This is a genomic window from Actinoplanes sp. NPDC051411, from assembly GCF_040682075.1.
Lineage (GTDB): Bacteria > Actinomycetota > Actinomycetes > Mycobacteriales > Micromonosporaceae > Actinoplanes.
In genome coordinates this window covers 23,430-39,977 of sequence record NZ_JBFBAD010000069.1, presented here as the reverse complement: position 1 = coordinate 39,977, position 16,548 = coordinate 23,430, and the positions used below count along the sequence as shown (strand labels likewise).

Below are 16,548 nucleotides of genomic sequence, written 5' to 3'. Positions count from 1 at the left end.
GCTCAGGCATCGCCGGTCCCGGTCAGCTCCAGGAAGTCGGCGAACATCTTGTCGCCGTCCGGGCGGTGGCCGGTGAAGAGGCGGAAGGCCTCGGCGGCCTGGTAGACGACCATGCCGCCGCCCGGCACCACGGGGCAGCCCCGGCCGCGGGCCGCCCGGATGAGCTCGGTCTCCAGCGGCCGATAGATCACGTCGGCGACCCAGGTCCGGGCGCGCAGGGCGCCGGCATCGACCGGTACGCCGGGGTGGCCCTCCATCCCGACCGGAGTGGCGTTGATCAGGCCGTCGACGTCCGGCAGAAGGCCGGCGACGGCGTCCAGCGGTATCGCTTCGGCGTTCAGCCGGTCGGCCAGCGCGCGGGATCGTCGCGGGTCGGCATCGGCCAGCAGGAGTTGCCGGGTTCCGGCGCGGATCATCGCCGAGGCCACGGCGGCCCCGGCGCCGCCGGCACCCACCTGCAGGACCCGGCCGAGGGCGGCGCCGGGCAGCGTGCGGGCCAGGTTGGTGCCGAAGCCGTACCGGTCGGTGTTGTGGCCGAGCGACCGGCCGTTCTCGAAGACAACGGTGTTCACCGCGCCCAGTTCGGCGGCTTCCTCGGCGAGATCGTCGAGGTGCTTCACGACCTCCTGCTTGCACGGATGCGTGATGTTCAGCCCGCGAAATCCGAGCCGCCGGGCGGCGGTGAGCAGCTCGCCCACGTCGGCCGGCGAGGCTCCGATCTTGTCGATGTCGATGATCTCGTAGGAGTACCGCACGCCCAGGCGACGAGCCGCCCGCTCGTGCAGGGCCGGGCTCAGCGACGTGCCGATACCGGCGCCGATGAGACCCACCAGATACCGCTCGCTGGTCACCGAGGCACCTCCGAGCTTTTGTACGAACTGGTACGTTAGTTATCGACGCTAAAAGATGTCGATGTCAAGTCCCTGATCGTTACAAAGGCAGGACGAGGCCGTCCGCGACGATGTCCGGGCCGGCGGCCGGGTTCGTGTTGTTGAGGTGGCCGTAGCGGAATCGGGTGCCGGGATGCGCCGCCTGCCGGTGCCGCGACACCTCGATCGGCAGGTGGCCCATCGAGGCCGCGCTGCCGGGACGGCCGGTGGCGCGGGTCAGCTCGTCGTTCGTGCCGAAGGTGCCGTCCAGCAGCACCTCGTCGGCGCCGCGCAGGAACTCGTCGAACTCCTCGGTCCAGGCCGGCAGACAGGTGGCGTAGACGAACGACGAGCCGGTCCGCGCGTCGGTCAGCCGCAGCGCCGACACCCAGTCCTCGCCGTCCTCGCCCGCATAGCGGGGCCGCTTGGCGCCGACGGTCAGCCGCCGCAGCGTCAGGCCGCCGGCCAGCTCCGGCTCGTACGGCCGGAAGTCGACGCTCGTGTAGGCGTTCAGCATCTGCCGCATGGGCTCGAGCGCGCCGCGCACCGCGGTCGTCGCACGGATCGTCAGGCCGGTCGCCTCGCGCAGGCTGAGCAGCCCGATGGTGTGATCCAGCTCGGCGGTGGTCAGCAGCACGCTGCTCAGCGGTGTCTGGCGCCGGCCGGGTCCGGGTGCCAGCTCGGGGGTCGTCACCAGCTGAGTGCGGATGTCCGGCGAGGCGTTGACGAGATGCCAGATCCGGCCGTCCCCGCTGACCGCGACCGAGTCCTGGGTCCGCCGTTGCGTTACAGCCTCCGGCTGTAAGGCAACCTGGGCCGCGTCGCTCCCGCGTTTTCCCCGGCGGGCGGCCTCGCAGACCGGGCAGGCGCAGTTCCACTGCGGGCAGCCACCGCCGGCCGCGCTCCCCAGGATGCGCACCCTCATCGGTGGCATCCCGCCGGCACGAGACCGGGGCGCGTCATCGGTAGCGTCTGGGGATCAGCGCCGGGCGCGGGGACTCGCCGGCGGCCGAGGCGATCGCGGCCAGCGATGAGTGCCGCGGGGAGAGCGAGCACGCGGGGTCGGTCGCGGCTGGGTCGCCGGTCAGGGCGAAAGCCTGGCAGCGGCACCCGCCGTGGTCGAGTTCGCGCAGCGCGCAGTCGCGGCACGGTGCGGCCATCCACTCGGTGCCCCGGAAGCGGTTGAACAGCTCCGAGTCGAGCCAGATGCCGGCCAGGGAAGCGGACCGGACACTCGGCGCCGGCGGGCCCGGCAGCTGCGAGGCGGCCAGGCAGGGCAGCATCTCGCCGGTCGGGGTGACCGAGAACTGGCGGCTCCCCCACCCGTTCATGCACGGCTTCGGGCGGCCGGTGTGGTAATCCGGCTCCACGTAGACGATTTCGAGCCGCTCGCCGTAGCGGGAGTGCACGGAGACCGCCGCCGTGTTGGCCCGCGCGATCTGCTCCGGCGTCGGCATCAGCGCCTCCCGGTTGAGCAGGCCCCAGCCGTAGAACTGGGTGTGCGCCAGCTCCAGCCGCTCGGCGCCGAGGCCCACGGCCAGGTCGGCGATCTCGGCGAGCCGGTCGACGTTGCGCGCGTGCAGCACCACGTTGACGGTCAACGGCAGACCCGCGGTGCGCACGGCCGCGGCGGCCTTCAGCTTCTTTCCGTACGCGCGTACGCCCGCGATCTCGTCCGCCGGGCCGGCATCGGAGTCCTGAATGGACAGCTGTACGTGGTCGACGCCGGTCAGACGCGCCTCGGTCAGGCCGAGCCCGCTGGTGATGAGGTTGGTGTACATGCCGAGCCGCTGCGCGTGCGCCGCCAGCTCAGGCAGATCCCGGCGCAGCAGGGGCTCGCCGCCCGAGAAGTGGACCTGCAGGACGCCGAGGTCGCGGGCCTGCTCCAGGACGTCCACCCACTCGGCGGTGGTGAGCTCCGCGGCCTGCGCGCCGATCTCGAGCGGATTGGAGCAGTAGGAGCAGCGCAGTGGGCAGCGGTACGTGAGCTCGGCGACCAGGCCGACGGCGAGATGCGGGTGCGGGCCGGGTTTTCCGGCCCCGGGCGCGACGCGCGTCGGAGAACCACGGTCGGTCATCAGGCGTCGCGCGGCCAGATCCACGAGCAGATCCGTGACGTCTTCGACGGCCACACCCTCGTACATCGGCAAGAGTGAGGCAGCAATCGCCGCCGCGTCCCGTCGGCCGTCGCAAGCGCGCACGATGTCAGCCGCCGGGCCGTCGAGAACGAGGCTGCCTTCGGGATAGAGCAGGGCGTCGGCGTCGCGCACCGGGTCGTGCACGAGCCGCACGCCACGGGCGAGGCCCGGCCTCACGTGACGCCGCCCTGATAGTCGACGGCGTCGAGCATCGCGCCGAGCACGTCGCACTTGAAGTTGAGTGCGGCTATAGCCGCCTGTTGCTGATCGGGGCTGACGCAATGGGTCAGAACCAGGTCGAGGGTGTAGGCGGCGTCGTCGCGGACCACGGGGATGCGCTTCTCGAAGTAGGCGTAACCGTCCGGCTTGATCCAGTCGTAGTGGGCACGCCAGGCGAGCACGCGGGCGGCCATGAAGTCGGGCGAGAACAGCTCGGTGAGCGCGGCGGCGGCCGACTCGGTCCACGGCCGGGTGAGGCAGAAGTGCAGATAGCCGTCGACCGCGAAACGGGTGCCCCGGGCGACGTGCCGCTCGTCGAGCAGTTCCTCGCGGGCGAGGCCGACCGCGTCCGCGAGCACCAGCCAGTCCTCCCCCGCGCCCCCGTCGTGGAAGGAAATGCGTTCGAGCCACCGCCGGCGGACCGACGGCAGCGGGCAGTTGGCGATGATCGCGGCGTTCTTCTGCGCGAGAATTCTCTGGTAGTACCAGCGATTCGCCACCCACGACCGCACCTCGGCCGGCGTGCACTCACCGGCGTGCAGGCGCAGGTGGAACGGGTGCCGGTCCCAGTAGCGGACCGACAACCCGCGCAGTGCCGCCGCGAACTCGTCGCGGGTCAGCGGCGCTTGGCCCACGGCTGGCCGACCCCGGCGTAGGCGGAGATCTCGGCGCGCGACTCCAGGCATTCGGTCTTCGGCTTGGTCCAGACCTTCTTCTTCATGGCGTCTCCTTATACGCAGAAGGGCAGATTGCCCATGGTGGACAGGATTCCGTTGACGACGTGCTTCTTGAAGAACGCCTGACCGGGATAGCCGGAGCCGTCGGTCCAGGCGAGCGAGTCGTGGCCCAGGGCGGTGATCCAGGAGCGGCCGCCGTCGTAGTACTGGCACCAGGACAGCGGGTGGAACTTGCCGTGCCCGGGGTGCACCTTCGACTTGGTGGCCAATGTGGATTCGTCGACGCCGAGCAGGAACTTGACCCGGGTCGGGAAGGGCATCCAGTTGTACCACTCGTCCTTGAACGCCCACCGGGCCGGCAGGCCTTCGGTCGACGAGTCGTGGTCGGTGTAGGTGACGACGGTGCCGTCCTGCAGTGCGCCGTGGTCGTAGTACTGCGAGCCGGTCAGCCCCTCGAACCAGTGCCAGTTGTATTCGGTGCCGCCGACCGCGTTGTGGATGCCGACGAAGCCGCCGCCGGCCCGCATGTACTGGTGCAGCGCGGTTTTCGCCGCGTCGAGGTGGGCGCCGGTGGTGGTGTTGACCGCCGCGGCCGGTTCGACGGCCGTGCCGTGCTTCCACATCGTGTCCCGGCTGGTGCTGCCGAAGACGACCGCCTTGTAGGTGCTGCCGATGCCCGGCATCTGGGTGACGTCCTCGGTCCAGTCGACCTGCACACCGACCTCGCCCAACCACTTGATGAGCGCGTTCTGGAGCACGTTGGCCGCGGTGAGCGGCGGGTTGAGCCCCGCCGCGAGGGCGGGACCGAGGTGGGCGTGCCGGGGCCCGGCCGTACGGGTGTAGAGCAGGACCCGGTCCTGCCGGTTGGTGACCCACGGGTGGTAGGACGCCGGCGCCTGGCCACGAATGACGTTGTAGACCGGGTCGTAGAACTTGTCCAGGTCGCCCGGGACGGGCGTGGTCACCGGCGTCTTGGCGGTGGGTTCCGTCTGCTTGCGCGGGGATGCCGTCGCCGCGGTCGCGCCGACGGTGGACGTCGCGGCCGCCGCGGTCGCGGCGGCGGTGCCCTGGAGCATCGCGCGCCGGGAGATCTTTGCCATGCATGCCACCCTTGCTCAGGTCCGCTAGATGGACCTCACGTACCGCTGTAAGGTCCGGCTCAATATAAAGACGATGTTTCGGGATGCGCAAGGAGGTGGCTATATTGACGGGACCTCTAGGCGGATCGATTGGTCCGCTAGATGGACCTAGGAGGGTCAATGGAGGTTCCCCGCAGAACAGTCCTGAAGGGAGCGGTGGCCGCGGCCGCCGCGGCGCCCCTGGCCAAGGTGCCCCTGGCGGCGCCCCGCCGGCCGGCCTCGTGCAGCACTCCCGGCGGCCGCGACTTCCCCAAGGTCGGCGGCAACTACGGCAACCAGAACTATTCCGCGCTGCACGACATCGACCGGGGCAGCGTCCGGAGGCTCGGCGGCGCTTGGCTCAACCGGATCGAGGGCGGGCTGACCACCGGAACCAACCAGAGCACCCCGGTCGTCGTCGACGGCGTGCTCTACATCGAATCCGCGCTCGGCAACGTGCACGCGGTCGACGGGCGCACCGGCGCGACGAAATGGAAGTACACGGCCACGCATGGCACGGTGACCAGGCGCGGCGTGGCGGTCGGCGACGGCAAGGTCTTCACCCACGGCAAGGGCAGCTGGATCATCGCGCTCGACCAGGCCACCGGCGCGGTTGTCTGGGAACGGCAGATCACCGGCTACGGAACCATGGAGAAGGTCGCGGTCACCCACCACGATGGTCTCCTGCACGTCGGCACCCACGACAGCGACCGGGCGGCCGCCCTCGCGCTGAACGCCGCCGACGGCTCGCTGGTCTGGAACTTCTGGGGCGCGCCCGGCCCCGGCGAACTCGGCAACGACACCTGGGCCGGCGACTCCTGGCAGAAGGGCGGCGCCACACCCTGGATGCACCCGGCGATCGACCCCGAGCTCGGCCTGATCTACTGGACCTTCGGCAACGCCCGCGGCAACAACTCGTCGCAGGACGGCTCCGGCCGCGAAGGACAGAACCTGTTCTCCAGCTCGATCGTCGCGATGGACATCAAGACCGGCGAGTACCGATGGCACTTCCAGTCGGTGCACCACAACATCTGGGACATGGACAACGTGATGGCCCCGGTGCTCGCCGACGTCCACATCCACGGCCGGCCACGGAAGATCGTCGTCTACGGCAGCAAGTCCGGCATGTACTTCATCCTCGACCGCACCGACGGCTCGGCACCGCTCGGCATCGACGAGGTACCGGTGCCGCAGGAGCCGCGGCAGAAGACCTGGCCCACCCAGCCGTTCCCGCGCCAGGGCGGCTGGACCGAGAACCGCGTGGTCGAGCAGCCGCTGGGCACCTCGGTGCCGGGCGACCCCAACCGGGCCGTCCCCAACTATGTCCCGGCCAAGATCTACACGCCGCACTGGGACGTGCCGGTCCTGTCCACTCCCGGTCACGGCGGCGGCGCCTGCTGGAACGCGCAGTCCTACAGCCAGCACACCGGGCTGGTCTACACCGGGTTCGGCTACGTGGCGGCGGCGCACTCGCTGACCGAATCGAGCAACGGGCTCCGGCCGCCGGGCGAATACCAGACCGGCGGGGTGGTCGCGGTCGACCCGTCGACCAACCTGGTGCGGTGGAAGCGGCGGATGCCGTACTCGCTCGCGCACGGCAACGGCGTGCTCAGCACCGGCGGCGGCCTGATCTTCATCGGTCAGCCGGACGGGAACCTGCTCGGGCTCGACGCGTCCAGCGGACGCGAGCTGTGGCGCTGGCAGACCGGCGCGGCGATCAGCAGCAGCCCGATCTCGTACGAGATCGACGGCGAGCAGTATCTCGCGGTTTATGCCGGGGGCACCGACATTCCCTACGGCGCCTCCGCACCTCGGGGCGACTTTCTCTGGGCCTTCAAGCTCGGCGGGAAGGTCGCGCCGGCGGCCACGCCGGCGCCTCCGACCGTACGCCGTCCGGTATCGGGAAGCGCCGTCGAGGGCAGCGCGGTCAACAACACCGTCGTGCTCGCCCGGACGTACGACCCCGCTTCCTCCACGATCGGAGCGACCGAGTCGACCGCCGTGAACGCGATGGCACCGACCTGGCTGCGGGTGCCGGTGGGCACCACGGTCACCTTCGTCAACCCGGCCGACAACGTTCACGACCACAGCGCCACCCAGTTCTTCGAGGGCCTGTTCAACGTCCGGCTGAAGCCGGGTGAATCGTTCTCCTACACGTTCAAGCGCCGCGGCGAGTACTTCTACAACGACAGCTACAGCCCGCGGCCGACCGGAAAGGTCGAGGTCTACTGAGATGAGCGATGAGCGGGTCGCCGACTGGTGGGGCACCGCGGTGTCCCGCATCGAACCCAACCGCATCGAGCTGAGAGGCCACCCGGTCCAGGAACTGATCGGCACCACCGGATTCGGCTCGATGATCTGGCTGATGGTCCGCGGCGACCTGCCCACCCCCGCCCAGATGCGCCTGTTCGAGGCCGCGCTGGTGGCCGGCGTCGACCACGGCCCGCACGCGCCCTCGATCGCGATCGCCCGGATGACCGCGACCTGCGGTGTCGGGCTCAACAACGCCATGGCCAGCGCGGTCAACTCGCTCGGCGACTCCCACGGCGGCGCCGGCGAGCAATGCGTCGAGCTGCTGTCCGAGGTTCATGCTTTCGGCGTCCAGACGACCATCACGCGCTGGCGCGAGCGCGGGATCCGCTACCTGCCCGGCTTCGGTCACCGTTTCCACACCCGAGATCCGCGCCGGGACCCCCTGCTCGGCCTCGTCGAGGAGGCGGTCGCGGAAGGCGTGGTCGAGGGCCACTACCTGCGCGCCGCCCTCGGCGTCGAGGCGGCGCTCTCGCCCGTGCCGATGAACATCGACGGTGCCACCGCGGTCATCTACGCCGAGCTGGGCTTCGCCGCTCCCCTCGCGCGCGGGCTGTTCGTGCTCAGCCGCAGCGTCGGCATCCTCGCCCACGCCTGGGAGGAGATGGGCCAGGGCCGGCGCAACAAGGGACCGATGCCCCCCTCGATCCTCCCGACCTTCCTCGACCAGGAGCCCTGATGCGACCACGCGCTCTCCTCGTCATACTCGCCCTCGTCACCGGCGGCCTGGTAGCAGGCTCGTCGGCCTCCGCCTCCGCCTCGGGTGCGGCGGCCGGGTGCGCCGCCCTCCTCGACCACGACTTCCGCGGAGTCGCCGGAGCACCGGCACGGATCGACGCCGCCACCGCCGGCCCGGCCACCTGTGACGTCAAAGGCCACACCGGCGCCGTGCGCTTCGAGCTGAAGCTGCCGCTGACCGGCTGGACGCAACGCTTCCTGATGGTCGGCTGCGGCGGCTACTGCGGCTCGGTCAACGTCAACGCCACCACCGAATCGACCACCGGGTGCCCACAGGTGCAGTCCGGAGAGCTGGCCGTCGCCTCCACCGACCTCGGCCACACCGGCGGCACGTTCGCCGCCGACGGCCTGTGGGGCCTCAACAATCCGACCGCCATCATCGACTTCGGCTACGCCGGCATGCACAAGGTGACGCTCGCCAGCAAGGCCGTCATCCGTGCGTACTACGGGCAGCCGGCCCGCTATTCGTACTTCACCGGCTGCTCGAACGGCGGGCGCGAAGCGCTCATGGAGGCTCAGCGCTACCCGGACGACTACGACGGCATCATCGCCGCCTCGCCGACCATCGACGACGTCGTCGAGAACACCTTCGAGCACGGCTGGAACGTGCGCGCCAACTCCCATCCCGACGGGACGGCGATCCTCACCGCCGACAAGATCCCGGCACTGCACACGGCCGTGCTCAAGGCGTGCGGCTACCGTGACGGCGGCATCGGCACCGAGGTCGCCGACCCACGCGGCTGCCACTTCGACGCCCGCACGCTCGTCTGCCCGGCCGCGACCTGCCTCACCGGGGCCCAAGCGGCCGCCGCGAACCGCATCTGGTCCGGCCCGGTCGACGAGCGCGGAACACACCTCGCCGTCGGCGGCCTGCCCTACGGGTCCGAACTGTCATGGATCGGCGGCACCGCGCTGCAACCAGGCCAGAAGTTCGGTGTGAACACCAGCTTCGAGTTCGTCTACTCCTACGACTTCCCGAACTACGACGCCCGATGGAACGGGCCGACCGGCATCACCAACCAGAACATGCGGTTCACCGCGGACCAGTGGCGCTACCTCACCCAGACCAGTGCGGCCATCGACGCCACCGACCCCGATCTGGCCGCCTTCCAGCGGCACGGCGGCAAACTGATCATCTGGGACGGATGGGGCGACACCGGCAGCTCACCGTTCGCCACGCTCAACTACTTCGACGCCGTGACCCGAACGCTCGGGCAGAAGCGGACGGACGGCTTCGTGAAGCTCTACATGCCGACCGGCGAAGGCCATTGCGGCGGCGGCACCGCGGGCGCCGACTACCTCTCACCGCTGATCGCCTGGCGCGAACAAGGGGCCGCGCCGGGCAAGGTCGTCACTTCGTACCGGGCGCCGGGCACCGACGCGTCGATCGTGCGCACCCAGGCCACCTTCCCCTACCCGGCGATCAGCCGCTACACCGGCTCGGGCGACCCGGACAACCAGGCGAACTGGCGGGCCGCACCACCCGAGCATCACTACCCCCAGCACTACGACTGGATCGGCGACTTCCACTACACCCCGCGGTTCCAGCAGTGGTTCACGCCGACGGTGACCGCCACCGCGCACCCCTGAGCGGCTCTCACCCCGGAAGGTGATCGGTCAGCCAGGTCCATTCGCGGACCACGTAGTCGACGATGTCGCCGGTCTTGAGGTGGGAGGGAAGAACGTCCCAGGTGTAGGTCTCGATCTCGAGGTGGTCCGAGAGCGGCACCTCGGCGTGCAGGGCCAGCGCGTCCTCGATGCCCGATCGGGTCGTCCCGAACTCCCCCAGGTCGTCGAGGAAGATCGGCACGTGGAAGTGGGTGCGCCACTCCCGGCTGCCGGACGGGTCAGCCCGCCAGGCGTCGATCGCGTCGGACAGGTTGAGCATCTTGGTGAGCCGGCCGTCGCGCTCCTCAGTGGTCTGGCTGAGGTAGATGGTGCCGGTGAACGCGCCGAGCGCCGCCACCGACTCGTCGGTCACCTCGGGCACACGCAGCGCGGCCGCCGCCTGCAGCTTGAAGATCGGCACACCCGCGTCCCGCAGCGCCCGCAGCGAGGCCCCGATGTCCTCGAACTCGACCGACTGATGGCCGATGTCGAACACCACACCGAGATGCCGGCGCACCAGACCGGCAGCCTCGCTGGCCGGCAGTCCGGTCAGCTCGCAGAGCGTACGGAGGCCGCCGGCCGACCACACCCATCGGCGGAAGTAGTCCAGCGTCTCCCCCGTGGTCTCCAGCAGGCAGAACGGCTCCGGCTCCAGCGCCAGCTTGACCCGCCGCCCGGTACGCCGCTCCAGCTCGATCAGGTGAGCCACCGTCCGCAGCACGTTGCGCGTGATGGCGGCGACGTCCTCGTCGGAGTGCACGTTGGCCCGGAACGCCAGCGGCGCGGTCTGGATCGACGGCGACACCTCGGCCGGGGTGATCTCGGCCAGGATGTCGGCGACCTGGTTGGTGTACGTGACGCGTTCCTCGGTCGACCAGTCCGGCTCGTAGACGTCCTCCATCACGGTGCGGCCCTTGAACGGGCCGTGCGGGAAGGCGTTGACGGTGAACACGTACATGTCGTGCTGGGCCAGCCAGATCCGCAGGCGGGTGCGTTCGGCCGGGTCGGCGGCGAGGGTCCGGGCCGAGGCTCCGGAGATCCGGAGCGAGACGCCGTACGGGTCGTCCGGCGCGACCTGCTTCTTCACCGCCGGTGCGTACGTTTCGAGGCTCGCCCTCATCTCCTCCCAGGTGTCGCCGGGGTGGACGAGGGTGGAGTAGGCGAGGTGGCCTAGCCGGCCGAGGTCCATGGCGCCTCCAGACGGTGCTTCACAGCGGTCAGGAACCGGGCGGCGCCGTCGCGGCGGAGCGCCCGGTGGTCGTAGGAGAAAGTGAGGCGCGCGAATGAACGCACGGCGATGCCCGAGCCACCGCCGGTCAGCCGCACCACGGCGGGTCGTTCCACCGCCTGCCCGACGACGAGGGTGCCGAGTTGTCCCGGCTCGGGCGGCACCGTCTCGGCCGTCAGCCCGGACACCACGATCGTCAGAGTCGCCCCCGATGTGCCCGGGCCGGATGCCTTCGGGTCGGGGTCAGGTTCGCTGAGCCGGCGCGTCAGGCCGGCCAGGCTGAGGTCGCCGGCGTCGCGAATCACCGGACCGCCCATGCCGATCGCGAGGTGCACGGCTCGCGACGGCACCGCCTCGGCGATCGCCCGGGCCACGTAGGTTAGAACCGAACCGCCGAGACCCGTGACATCGACGTCGACCTCCCCGACCGCGAACGCCGCTGCCTCTCGGCCTCTCGCCTCGGCCGGTGCGGACGGCGACCGCGGTTGCTCGGCAGCTTGCCGGCGGGCTCGCGGTGACAGTTCGTGGCGCGGCACTCGCTGGATGCTCACGACCTCGGCCTCGGCCGCCGCCCGCCGGGCCCGGGGCGACAGCCGGTGCCAGGGCGACCGCCGGATGGGGGCGGCGACCGTCACGGTTGCAGGGCCTTGGTCACCGTGGCCGCCACCAGGTCGGCCGACGGGATCACGAGATCTTCCAGCGAGTCGGCGGCCGGCAGCGGGATGTGCGGCGTGGTGATCCGCTGGACCGGGCCGTCGAGGTCCCAGAAGCCCTCCTCGGCCGCGATCGACGCGATCTCCGCGCCCCAGCCGAGCAACCGCGGGTTCTCCTCGACCGTGAAGAGCCGGCCGGTCTTGTTGAGCGAGGCCAGGATGGTCTCGACGTCGAGCGGCACCAGCGACCGGACGTCGATCACCTCGGCCTCGATGCCGGTGGCGGCGAGTTCCTTGGCCGCCTCGAGGGCGCGCCCGACGGTGAGCCCGAGCGAGAGGATCGTCGCGTCGCTGCCGGTGCGGCGGATGACGGCCTTGCCGAGTTCGTCGACGATGTCGCCGTCCGGCACCTCGTCCTTCATCGCGTACAGGCCCTTGTGCTCGAAGAACAGCACCGGGTCGTCGCTGCGCACCGCGGCCGCCATCAGCCCGACGACGTCGCGCGGGGTGGAGGGCGTGACCACCTTGAGCCCGGGGACGGCCATCGCCCAGTTCTCGATCGCCTGCGAGTGCTGGGCGCCGAAGCGCAGGCTGCCGCCGTTGCCCGTCTTGATCACGAGCGGGATCGTGACCTGGCCGTCGGTCATGTAGCGGGTCTTGGCGATCTCGTTGACCACGATGTCCCAGCAGACCGCGAAGAAGTCCGAGAACATGATCTCGGCGACCGGGCGCATGCCGGTCATCGCGGCGCCCATGGCCGCGCCGAGGATGGCCTGCTCGGAGATCGGGGTGTCGATCACGCGCCGGGGGCCGAACTCGTCGAGCAGCCCGACGGTGGTCTTGAAGACGCCGCCCGAGCCGGCGATGTCCTCGCCGATCAGGACGACCCGCTCGTCGCGGCGCATCTCCTGGGCGATGCCGCGGGCGACCGCGCTGCGGTAGGTCAGTTGCGCCATGACGATCCTCCGTCCGCCCACAGGTCGGTCATCGCCGCCGCCGGCGAGGGCAGTTCACCGGCGACCGCCTCCTCGGTGGCCTTCTCGACCTCGGCCGTGACGTCCTGGTCGATCCGGTCGATCGAGGCCTGGTCGACGCCGAGCCGCAGCAGACGGCCGCGGTAGACGGTGATCGGGTCGTACTTCATCCAGGCCTCGATCTCGTCGGCCGGCCGGTATTTGCCCGGGTCGGCCCGCGAGTGGCCGCCGTGGCGATAGGTCACCGCCTCGATGAGGGACGGTCCGCCGCCGGCCCGGGCTCGCTGGATCGCCGCGGTGGCGTTCTGGTAGACGTCGTCGGCGTCGTTGCCGTCGACCACGATCGGGTCAAGGCCGTAGGCGGACGCACGGTCCGCGGCCGGCCGGGGTACGGCGGTGATGTCCGCCGTCGCGGTGTATTCCATGTACAGGTTGTTCTCGCACACGAAGACGATCGGCAGCTGGAACACGGCGGCATAGTTGAGCGCCTCGTGGAAGGCGCCGATATTGGTCGTGCCGTCGCCGAAGAAGCAGGTCGTCACCTGGCCCGACCCCCGATACTGCGCCGACCAGGCGGCCCCGTTGGCGATGGTCAGGTGGGCGCCGATGATCGCGTACGAGCCGAGCACCCCGTGCTTGACGCTGGTCAGGTGCATCGAGCCGCCCTTGCCGCCCATCAGCCCGTTGGCCCGGCCCAGCAGTTCGGCCAGCACCGGCGTCATCGGCACGCCACGGGCCAGCGTGTGCGCGTGCCCCCGATAGGTGGCGAAGGTGAGGTCGTCGGAGCGCATCGCCACGCCGAAGCCGGCCGCGATCGCCTCCATGCCGAGCGAGAGGTGGGTCGTGCCCTTGACCAGCTGCCGCATGAACAGGTCGTACGCCCGCTTCTCGAACAGGCGCATCTCCTGCATCTTGCGGTAGAGCGCGAGCCGCACCGGCATCGGCACCGCGTCGTTGTCGTGGCGCGTCGGGTCGTCCGGGGGCAGCACCGCCGGGTGAGCGCCGTAGCCGTGCTCGGCCAGGGGCAGCCTCATGCCGTTGCCCTCCCGTCGGACGGGCGGTTGTTGAGGTGGGACTGGCTGTCGCGTACGGCCGGCAGCTCGCCCCCAGCCGTGTAGTAGCGCCGGCCGGCGACCAGCAGCTCCTCGGCCGGGAACTTCGTGATCACCTCGCAGCCGGATTCGGTCACCAGGATCTCCTCCTCGATCCGGGCCGCGCCCCACCCGTCGGCGGCCGGCCAGTACGTCTCGAGCGCGAACACCTGCCCGGGCTCGAGCGTCTCCGGGTTCTCGATCGAGTTGAGGCGGCTGAAGATCGGGCGCTCCCAGATGCTCAGCCCCACACCGTGGCCGTACTGCAGGCCGAACGCCGCTTCCTCGTCGGGGAACCCGAAGTCGGTCGCGTCCGGCCACACCTGCACGATGTCGGCGGTCGTCGCGCCCGGCTTGACCAGGCTGATCGCGTTGTCGATCAGCTCACGGCAGACCTTGTACGCCCCGTGCATGCCGGGTGAGGCGCTGCCGACCGCGAACGTGCGGTAGTAGCACGTGCGGTAGCCCTGGTAGCTGTGCAGGATGTCGAAGAACGCGGGGTCGCCGGGCCGGATCAGCCGGTCGGAGAACATGTGCGGGTGCGGCGAGCAGCGTTCGCCGGAGATCGCGTTGACCCCTTCGACGTGTTCCGAGCCGAGGTCGAAGAGTTTCTTGCTGACCAGCCCCACGCACTCGTTCTCGCGGACGCCCGGGCGCAGGAACTCGTACAGGTCTTCGTACGCCGCGTCGACCATGGACACCGCCTGGGTGAGCAGGCCGATCTCGTCCTGGGTCTTGACCCGGCGCGCCTCCAGGAACTGCTGCTGGCCGTCGACCACCGGGAAACCGAGGCGCTGCAACGCCTCCAGCACCGGCGGCTCGATGATGTCGACGCCGATCGGCTGGCCGGCCAGCCCGAAGTCCGCCATCACCTGAGCGATCTTGGCGGCGACGTCCTCGGCCCGGCCGGCACCGGTTGAGATCGCGCCGCGCAGGGTCGAGATGCCGGCGCGGGACCCGTAGTGCTCGCCGCGCCCGGCCGCCGCGTGCGGCTCGTCGAGCCAGGGGCTGTAGAGCTGGTGGTGGCGGGCGGCCGACCCGAAGTCCCACAACACCGGGTCGCCGCCGCGCGGCAGGATCGCGAACCGGATCAGCTTGTCCATCGCCCACGTGCCGATGTGGGTCGACGTCATGTACCGGATGTTGTGAAAGTCGAAGGTGACCAGCGCGCCCAGGTCGGACCGGTCGAGCTCGGCCTTGAGCTTGCGCACGCGCTCGCGGCGCAGCCGGGCGAGATCGAGCCGGTTCTCCCAGTCGACCTCGTTCGTCCCGAACGTGGGTGTACCCATGGCGGTCACTCCTTGATCAGAAGGTTCAGGGCGGGGCGGGTACGCAGGTATTCGGCCGCGTTGGCCTCGCGCTCGTCCTTGAGGTAATAGGCCACCTCGACCAGTTCGAGCGCGAGCCCGTCCGGATCGCTGAAGTAGCACCAGCGCCACCCGGCCAGCGGCCCCTCGTCGACCACGTTGATCTCGGAGTAGAAGGTCACGCCCTTGCTCTCCAGCTCGGCCTTGGTCGCGCGGATGTCGTCGACCCGGAAGCAGATGTGGGCGGCGCCGAGGTGGTTGTTGGGGATCGGCTCGGTGCTGGTGGCCGGGCGGTTTCCGTATTCGATCAGCTCCATCGTGGAGGCCTCGCCGACCCACAGGCAGACCTGGCGCAGCTTGGCGTCCGGCACCCCGACGCCGCGGGCCAGGTCGGGGCCCTCGAACCATCCGGTGGGCTCGTTGGCGAACGGCAGCCCGAGGATGTCGTGGTAGAAGTAGATCGATCGGTCCAGGTCGCTGACGACCAGACCGGCGTGGTGGATTGCTTTGAGTTCCATGACGGGGTTCTCCTCAGGCGGCGTGAGTCGGTGAGGCCAGGACCTTGAGCTGGTCGCCCCGCGGGTCGACGAGCACGTCGAAGCCCTTGGTGACCACGTCCGGCAGCGAGATCTGGGCGGTGACCGCCTTACCGACCGGGTATTTGCCGGACGCGATCAGGCGGATGATGCGGGGCCAGTCGGTGATCAGGTAGCACCAGCTGCCGACCAGCGTGACGTCCTTCTCGGACAGCGCCATCGCGTCGAGCGTGGCCGGCCTGGTGTGCAGGCCGGTCTGCACGATCGAGCCGCGGCGGCGGACGCTGGTCAGCGCGGTCGCCAGGCCGGGGGTCGAGCCGGAGCACTCGGCCACGACGTCGACGCCGAGGCCGGCGGTCAGGCCGGCGATGGTGTCGGCGAAGCCCTCGTCGGTCGGGTCGAGCACCGGGCCGACGTCGAGGCCGCGGGCGAGTGCGGCCCGGTTGGGGTTGGGCTCGGCGATGACCACGGTGGCGGCGCCGATCGCGTTGGCGTACAGGGCCGAGAGCACGCCGATCGGGCCGGCGCCGGTGACCAGCACGACGTCGCCGCCGTGGACTCCGGCGCGGTCGACGCCGTACGCGGCCACGCTGGCCGGCTCGACCACCGCGCCCTCGACGTCCGACACCTCGTCGGGCAGCTTCGCGACCTGGTAGTCCTTGAGCACCGCGTACTGCGCCAGGCCGCCGGTCTCGGCACTCAGCCCGGTGCACGCGAAGCGCACGCACAGGTGACCGAGACCCTGCCGGCAGTAGGTGCACCGCCCGCAGACGATGGCCGGCATGACCGCGACCCGGTCGCCCACGGCCACGCCGGTGACCTCCGGCCCGGCCTCGACGACCCGGGCCGAGAACTCGTGGCCCAGCGTCTGCGGCAGCGTGACCCCGGTGAGCGGGTGCGGCGTGACCGGCGTGACGATCGGGCCGACCAGATATTCGTGCAGGTCGGTGCCGCAGATGCCGCACCAGGCCACCTCGACCAGCACCTCGTCGGGCGCCTTCGGCACCGGGACGTCGACCGCCTCCAGCCGGATGTCGCCCTTGTCGTAGAACCGCGCTGCCAGCACTGTCTTTTGCCTTTCT

Annotated in this window: 15 protein-coding genes; 3 read left to right on the top strand and 12 right to left on the bottom strand. The window is 70.5% G+C overall.

What is annotated here, in order from left to right; translation table 11 throughout:
- Window positions 1-2 precede the first annotated feature (2 nt).
- The 5 genes from AB0M88_RS32410 to AB0M88_RS32390 form a co-directional block, all read right to left on the bottom strand.
- Window positions 3-851 (bottom strand): shikimate dehydrogenase, encoded by an 849-nt coding sequence (locus AB0M88_RS32410; protein WP_364109084.1) that lies wholly within the window; start codon window positions 849-851, stop codon window positions 3-5.
- 79 nt (window positions 852-930) lie between these two features.
- Window positions 931-1,794: an MBL fold metallo-hydrolase gene (locus tag AB0M88_RS32405; protein WP_364109082.1), complete on the bottom strand. Its 864-nt coding sequence runs from the start codon at window positions 1,792-1,794 to the stop codon at window positions 931-933.
- Between the two features lie 34 nt (window positions 1,795-1,828).
- Window positions 1,829-3,184: a pyrroloquinoline quinone biosynthesis protein PqqE gene (gene pqqE / locus AB0M88_RS32400; RefSeq protein WP_364109080.1), complete on the bottom strand. Its 1,356-nt coding sequence runs from the start codon at window positions 3,182-3,184 to the stop codon at window positions 1,829-1,831.
- Entirely contained in the window at window positions 3,181-3,861 is a 681-nt protein-coding gene (locus AB0M88_RS32395; RefSeq protein WP_364109077.1) for a pyrroloquinoline quinone biosynthesis protein C, read from the bottom strand. Before AB0M88_RS32395 ends, pqqE begins: the two co-directional genes overlap by 4 nt.
- 95 nt (window positions 3,862-3,956) lie before the next feature.
- Window positions 3,957-5,003, bottom strand: a complete 1,047-nt coding sequence (locus tag AB0M88_RS32390) for a ThuA domain-containing protein (RefSeq protein WP_364109075.1) — start codon at window positions 5,001-5,003, stop codon at window positions 3,957-3,959.
- 159 nt (window positions 5,004-5,162) lie between these two features.
- Between AB0M88_RS32390 and AB0M88_RS32385 the strand changes: the two genes are divergently transcribed.
- The 3 genes from AB0M88_RS32385 to AB0M88_RS32375 are packed head-to-tail and all read left to right on the top strand — an operon-like array spanning window position 5,163 to window position 9,659.
- Window positions 5,163-7,253, top strand: coding sequence for a PQQ-binding-like beta-propeller repeat protein (locus AB0M88_RS32385; protein ID WP_364109073.1), 2,091 nt, complete (start codon window positions 5,163-5,165; stop codon window positions 7,251-7,253).
- Window position 7,254: 1 nt separating this feature from the next.
- Complete coding sequence (locus AB0M88_RS32380; protein ID WP_364109070.1) at window positions 7,255-8,010, top strand: citryl-CoA lyase; 756 nt, start codon at window positions 7,255-7,257, stop codon at window positions 8,008-8,010.
- Window positions 8,010-9,659, top strand: a complete 1,650-nt coding sequence (locus AB0M88_RS32375) for a tannase/feruloyl esterase family alpha/beta hydrolase (RefSeq protein WP_364109068.1) — start codon at window positions 8,010-8,012, stop codon at window positions 9,657-9,659. Before AB0M88_RS32380 ends, AB0M88_RS32375 begins: the two co-directional genes overlap by 1 nt.
- Window positions 9,660-9,666: 7 nt before the next feature.
- On the opposite strand, the gene eboE is transcribed toward AB0M88_RS32375, so the two are convergent.
- From eboE to AB0M88_RS32340, 7 genes are read right to left on the bottom strand one after another with little or no spacing between them, the layout of a single operon-like run.
- The gene (gene eboE / locus AB0M88_RS32370) at window positions 9,667-10,866 is read right to left on the bottom strand and encodes a metabolite traffic protein EboE (protein WP_364109066.1); all 1,200 of its coding nucleotides are present in this window, start codon (window positions 10,864-10,866) and stop codon (window positions 9,667-9,669) included.
- The gene (locus AB0M88_RS32365) at window positions 10,848-11,540 is read right to left on the bottom strand and encodes a 2-oxo acid dehydrogenase subunit E2 (protein ID WP_364109064.1); all 693 of its coding nucleotides are present in this window, start codon (window positions 11,538-11,540) and stop codon (window positions 10,848-10,850) included. Before AB0M88_RS32365 ends, eboE begins: the two co-directional genes overlap by 19 nt.
- Window positions 11,537-12,514: an alpha-ketoacid dehydrogenase subunit beta gene (locus AB0M88_RS32360; RefSeq protein WP_364109062.1), complete on the bottom strand. Its 978-nt coding sequence runs from the start codon at window positions 12,512-12,514 to the stop codon at window positions 11,537-11,539. Before AB0M88_RS32360 ends, AB0M88_RS32365 begins: the two co-directional genes overlap by 4 nt.
- Complete coding sequence (locus AB0M88_RS32355; protein WP_364109060.1) at window positions 12,502-13,566, bottom strand: thiamine pyrophosphate-dependent dehydrogenase E1 component subunit alpha; 1,065 nt, start codon at window positions 13,564-13,566, stop codon at window positions 12,502-12,504. The genes AB0M88_RS32360 and AB0M88_RS32355 overlap by 13 nt, the downstream gene beginning before the upstream one ends.
- Window positions 13,563-14,912 carry a Xaa-Pro peptidase family protein gene (locus tag AB0M88_RS32350; protein ID WP_364109058.1) on the bottom strand — a complete coding sequence of 450 codons (1,350 nt, stop codon included), beginning with the start codon at window positions 14,910-14,912 and terminating at the stop codon, window positions 13,563-13,565. Before AB0M88_RS32350 ends, AB0M88_RS32355 begins: the two co-directional genes overlap by 4 nt.
- A 5-nt stretch (window positions 14,913-14,917) precedes the next feature.
- Window positions 14,918-15,448, bottom strand: a complete 531-nt coding sequence (locus AB0M88_RS32345; protein ID WP_364109055.1) for a VOC family protein — start codon at window positions 15,446-15,448, stop codon at window positions 14,918-14,920.
- A 13-nt stretch (window positions 15,449-15,461) separates the two neighbouring features.
- Window positions 15,462-16,532 carry a 2,3-butanediol dehydrogenase gene (locus AB0M88_RS32340; RefSeq protein ID WP_364109053.1) on the bottom strand — a complete coding sequence of 357 codons (1,071 nt, stop codon included), beginning with the start codon at window positions 16,530-16,532 and terminating at the stop codon, window positions 15,462-15,464.
- Window positions 16,533-16,548 lie beyond the last annotated feature (16 nt).

Coding starts and splice junctions, on each gene's coding strand:
- AB0M88_RS32405 (WP_364109082.1), bottom strand. CDS start 1,794: ATGAGGGTGCGCATCCTGGGGAGCGCGGCCGGCGGTGGCTGCCCGCAG.
- AB0M88_RS32390 (WP_364109075.1), bottom strand. CDS start 5,003: ATGGCAAAGATCTCCCGGCGCGCGATGCTCCAGGGCACCGCCGCCGCG.
- AB0M88_RS32385 (WP_364109073.1), top strand. CDS start 5,163: ATGGAGGTTCCCCGCAGAACAGTCCTGAAGGGAGCGGTGGCCGCGGCC.
- AB0M88_RS32380 (WP_364109070.1), top strand. CDS start 7,255: ATGAGCGATGAGCGGGTCGCCGACTGGTGGGGCACCGCGGTGTCCCGC.
- AB0M88_RS32375 (WP_364109068.1), top strand. CDS start 8,010: ATGCGACCACGCGCTCTCCTCGTCATACTCGCCCTCGTCACCGGCGGC.
- eboE (WP_364109066.1), bottom strand. CDS start 10,866: ATGGACCTCGGCCGGCTAGGCCACCTCGCCTACTCCACCCTCGTCCAC.
- AB0M88_RS32360 (WP_364109062.1), bottom strand. CDS start 12,514: ATGGCGCAACTGACCTACCGCAGCGCGGTCGCCCGCGGCATCGCCCAG.
- AB0M88_RS32355 (WP_364109060.1), bottom strand. CDS start 13,566: ATGAGGCTGCCCCTGGCCGAGCACGGCTACGGCGCTCACCCGGCGGTG.
- AB0M88_RS32350 (WP_364109058.1), bottom strand. CDS start 14,912: ATGGGTACACCCACGTTCGGGACGAACGAGGTCGACTGGGAGAACCGG.
- AB0M88_RS32345 (WP_364109055.1), bottom strand. CDS start 15,448: ATGGAACTCAAAGCAATCCACCACGCCGGTCTGGTCGTCAGCGACCTG.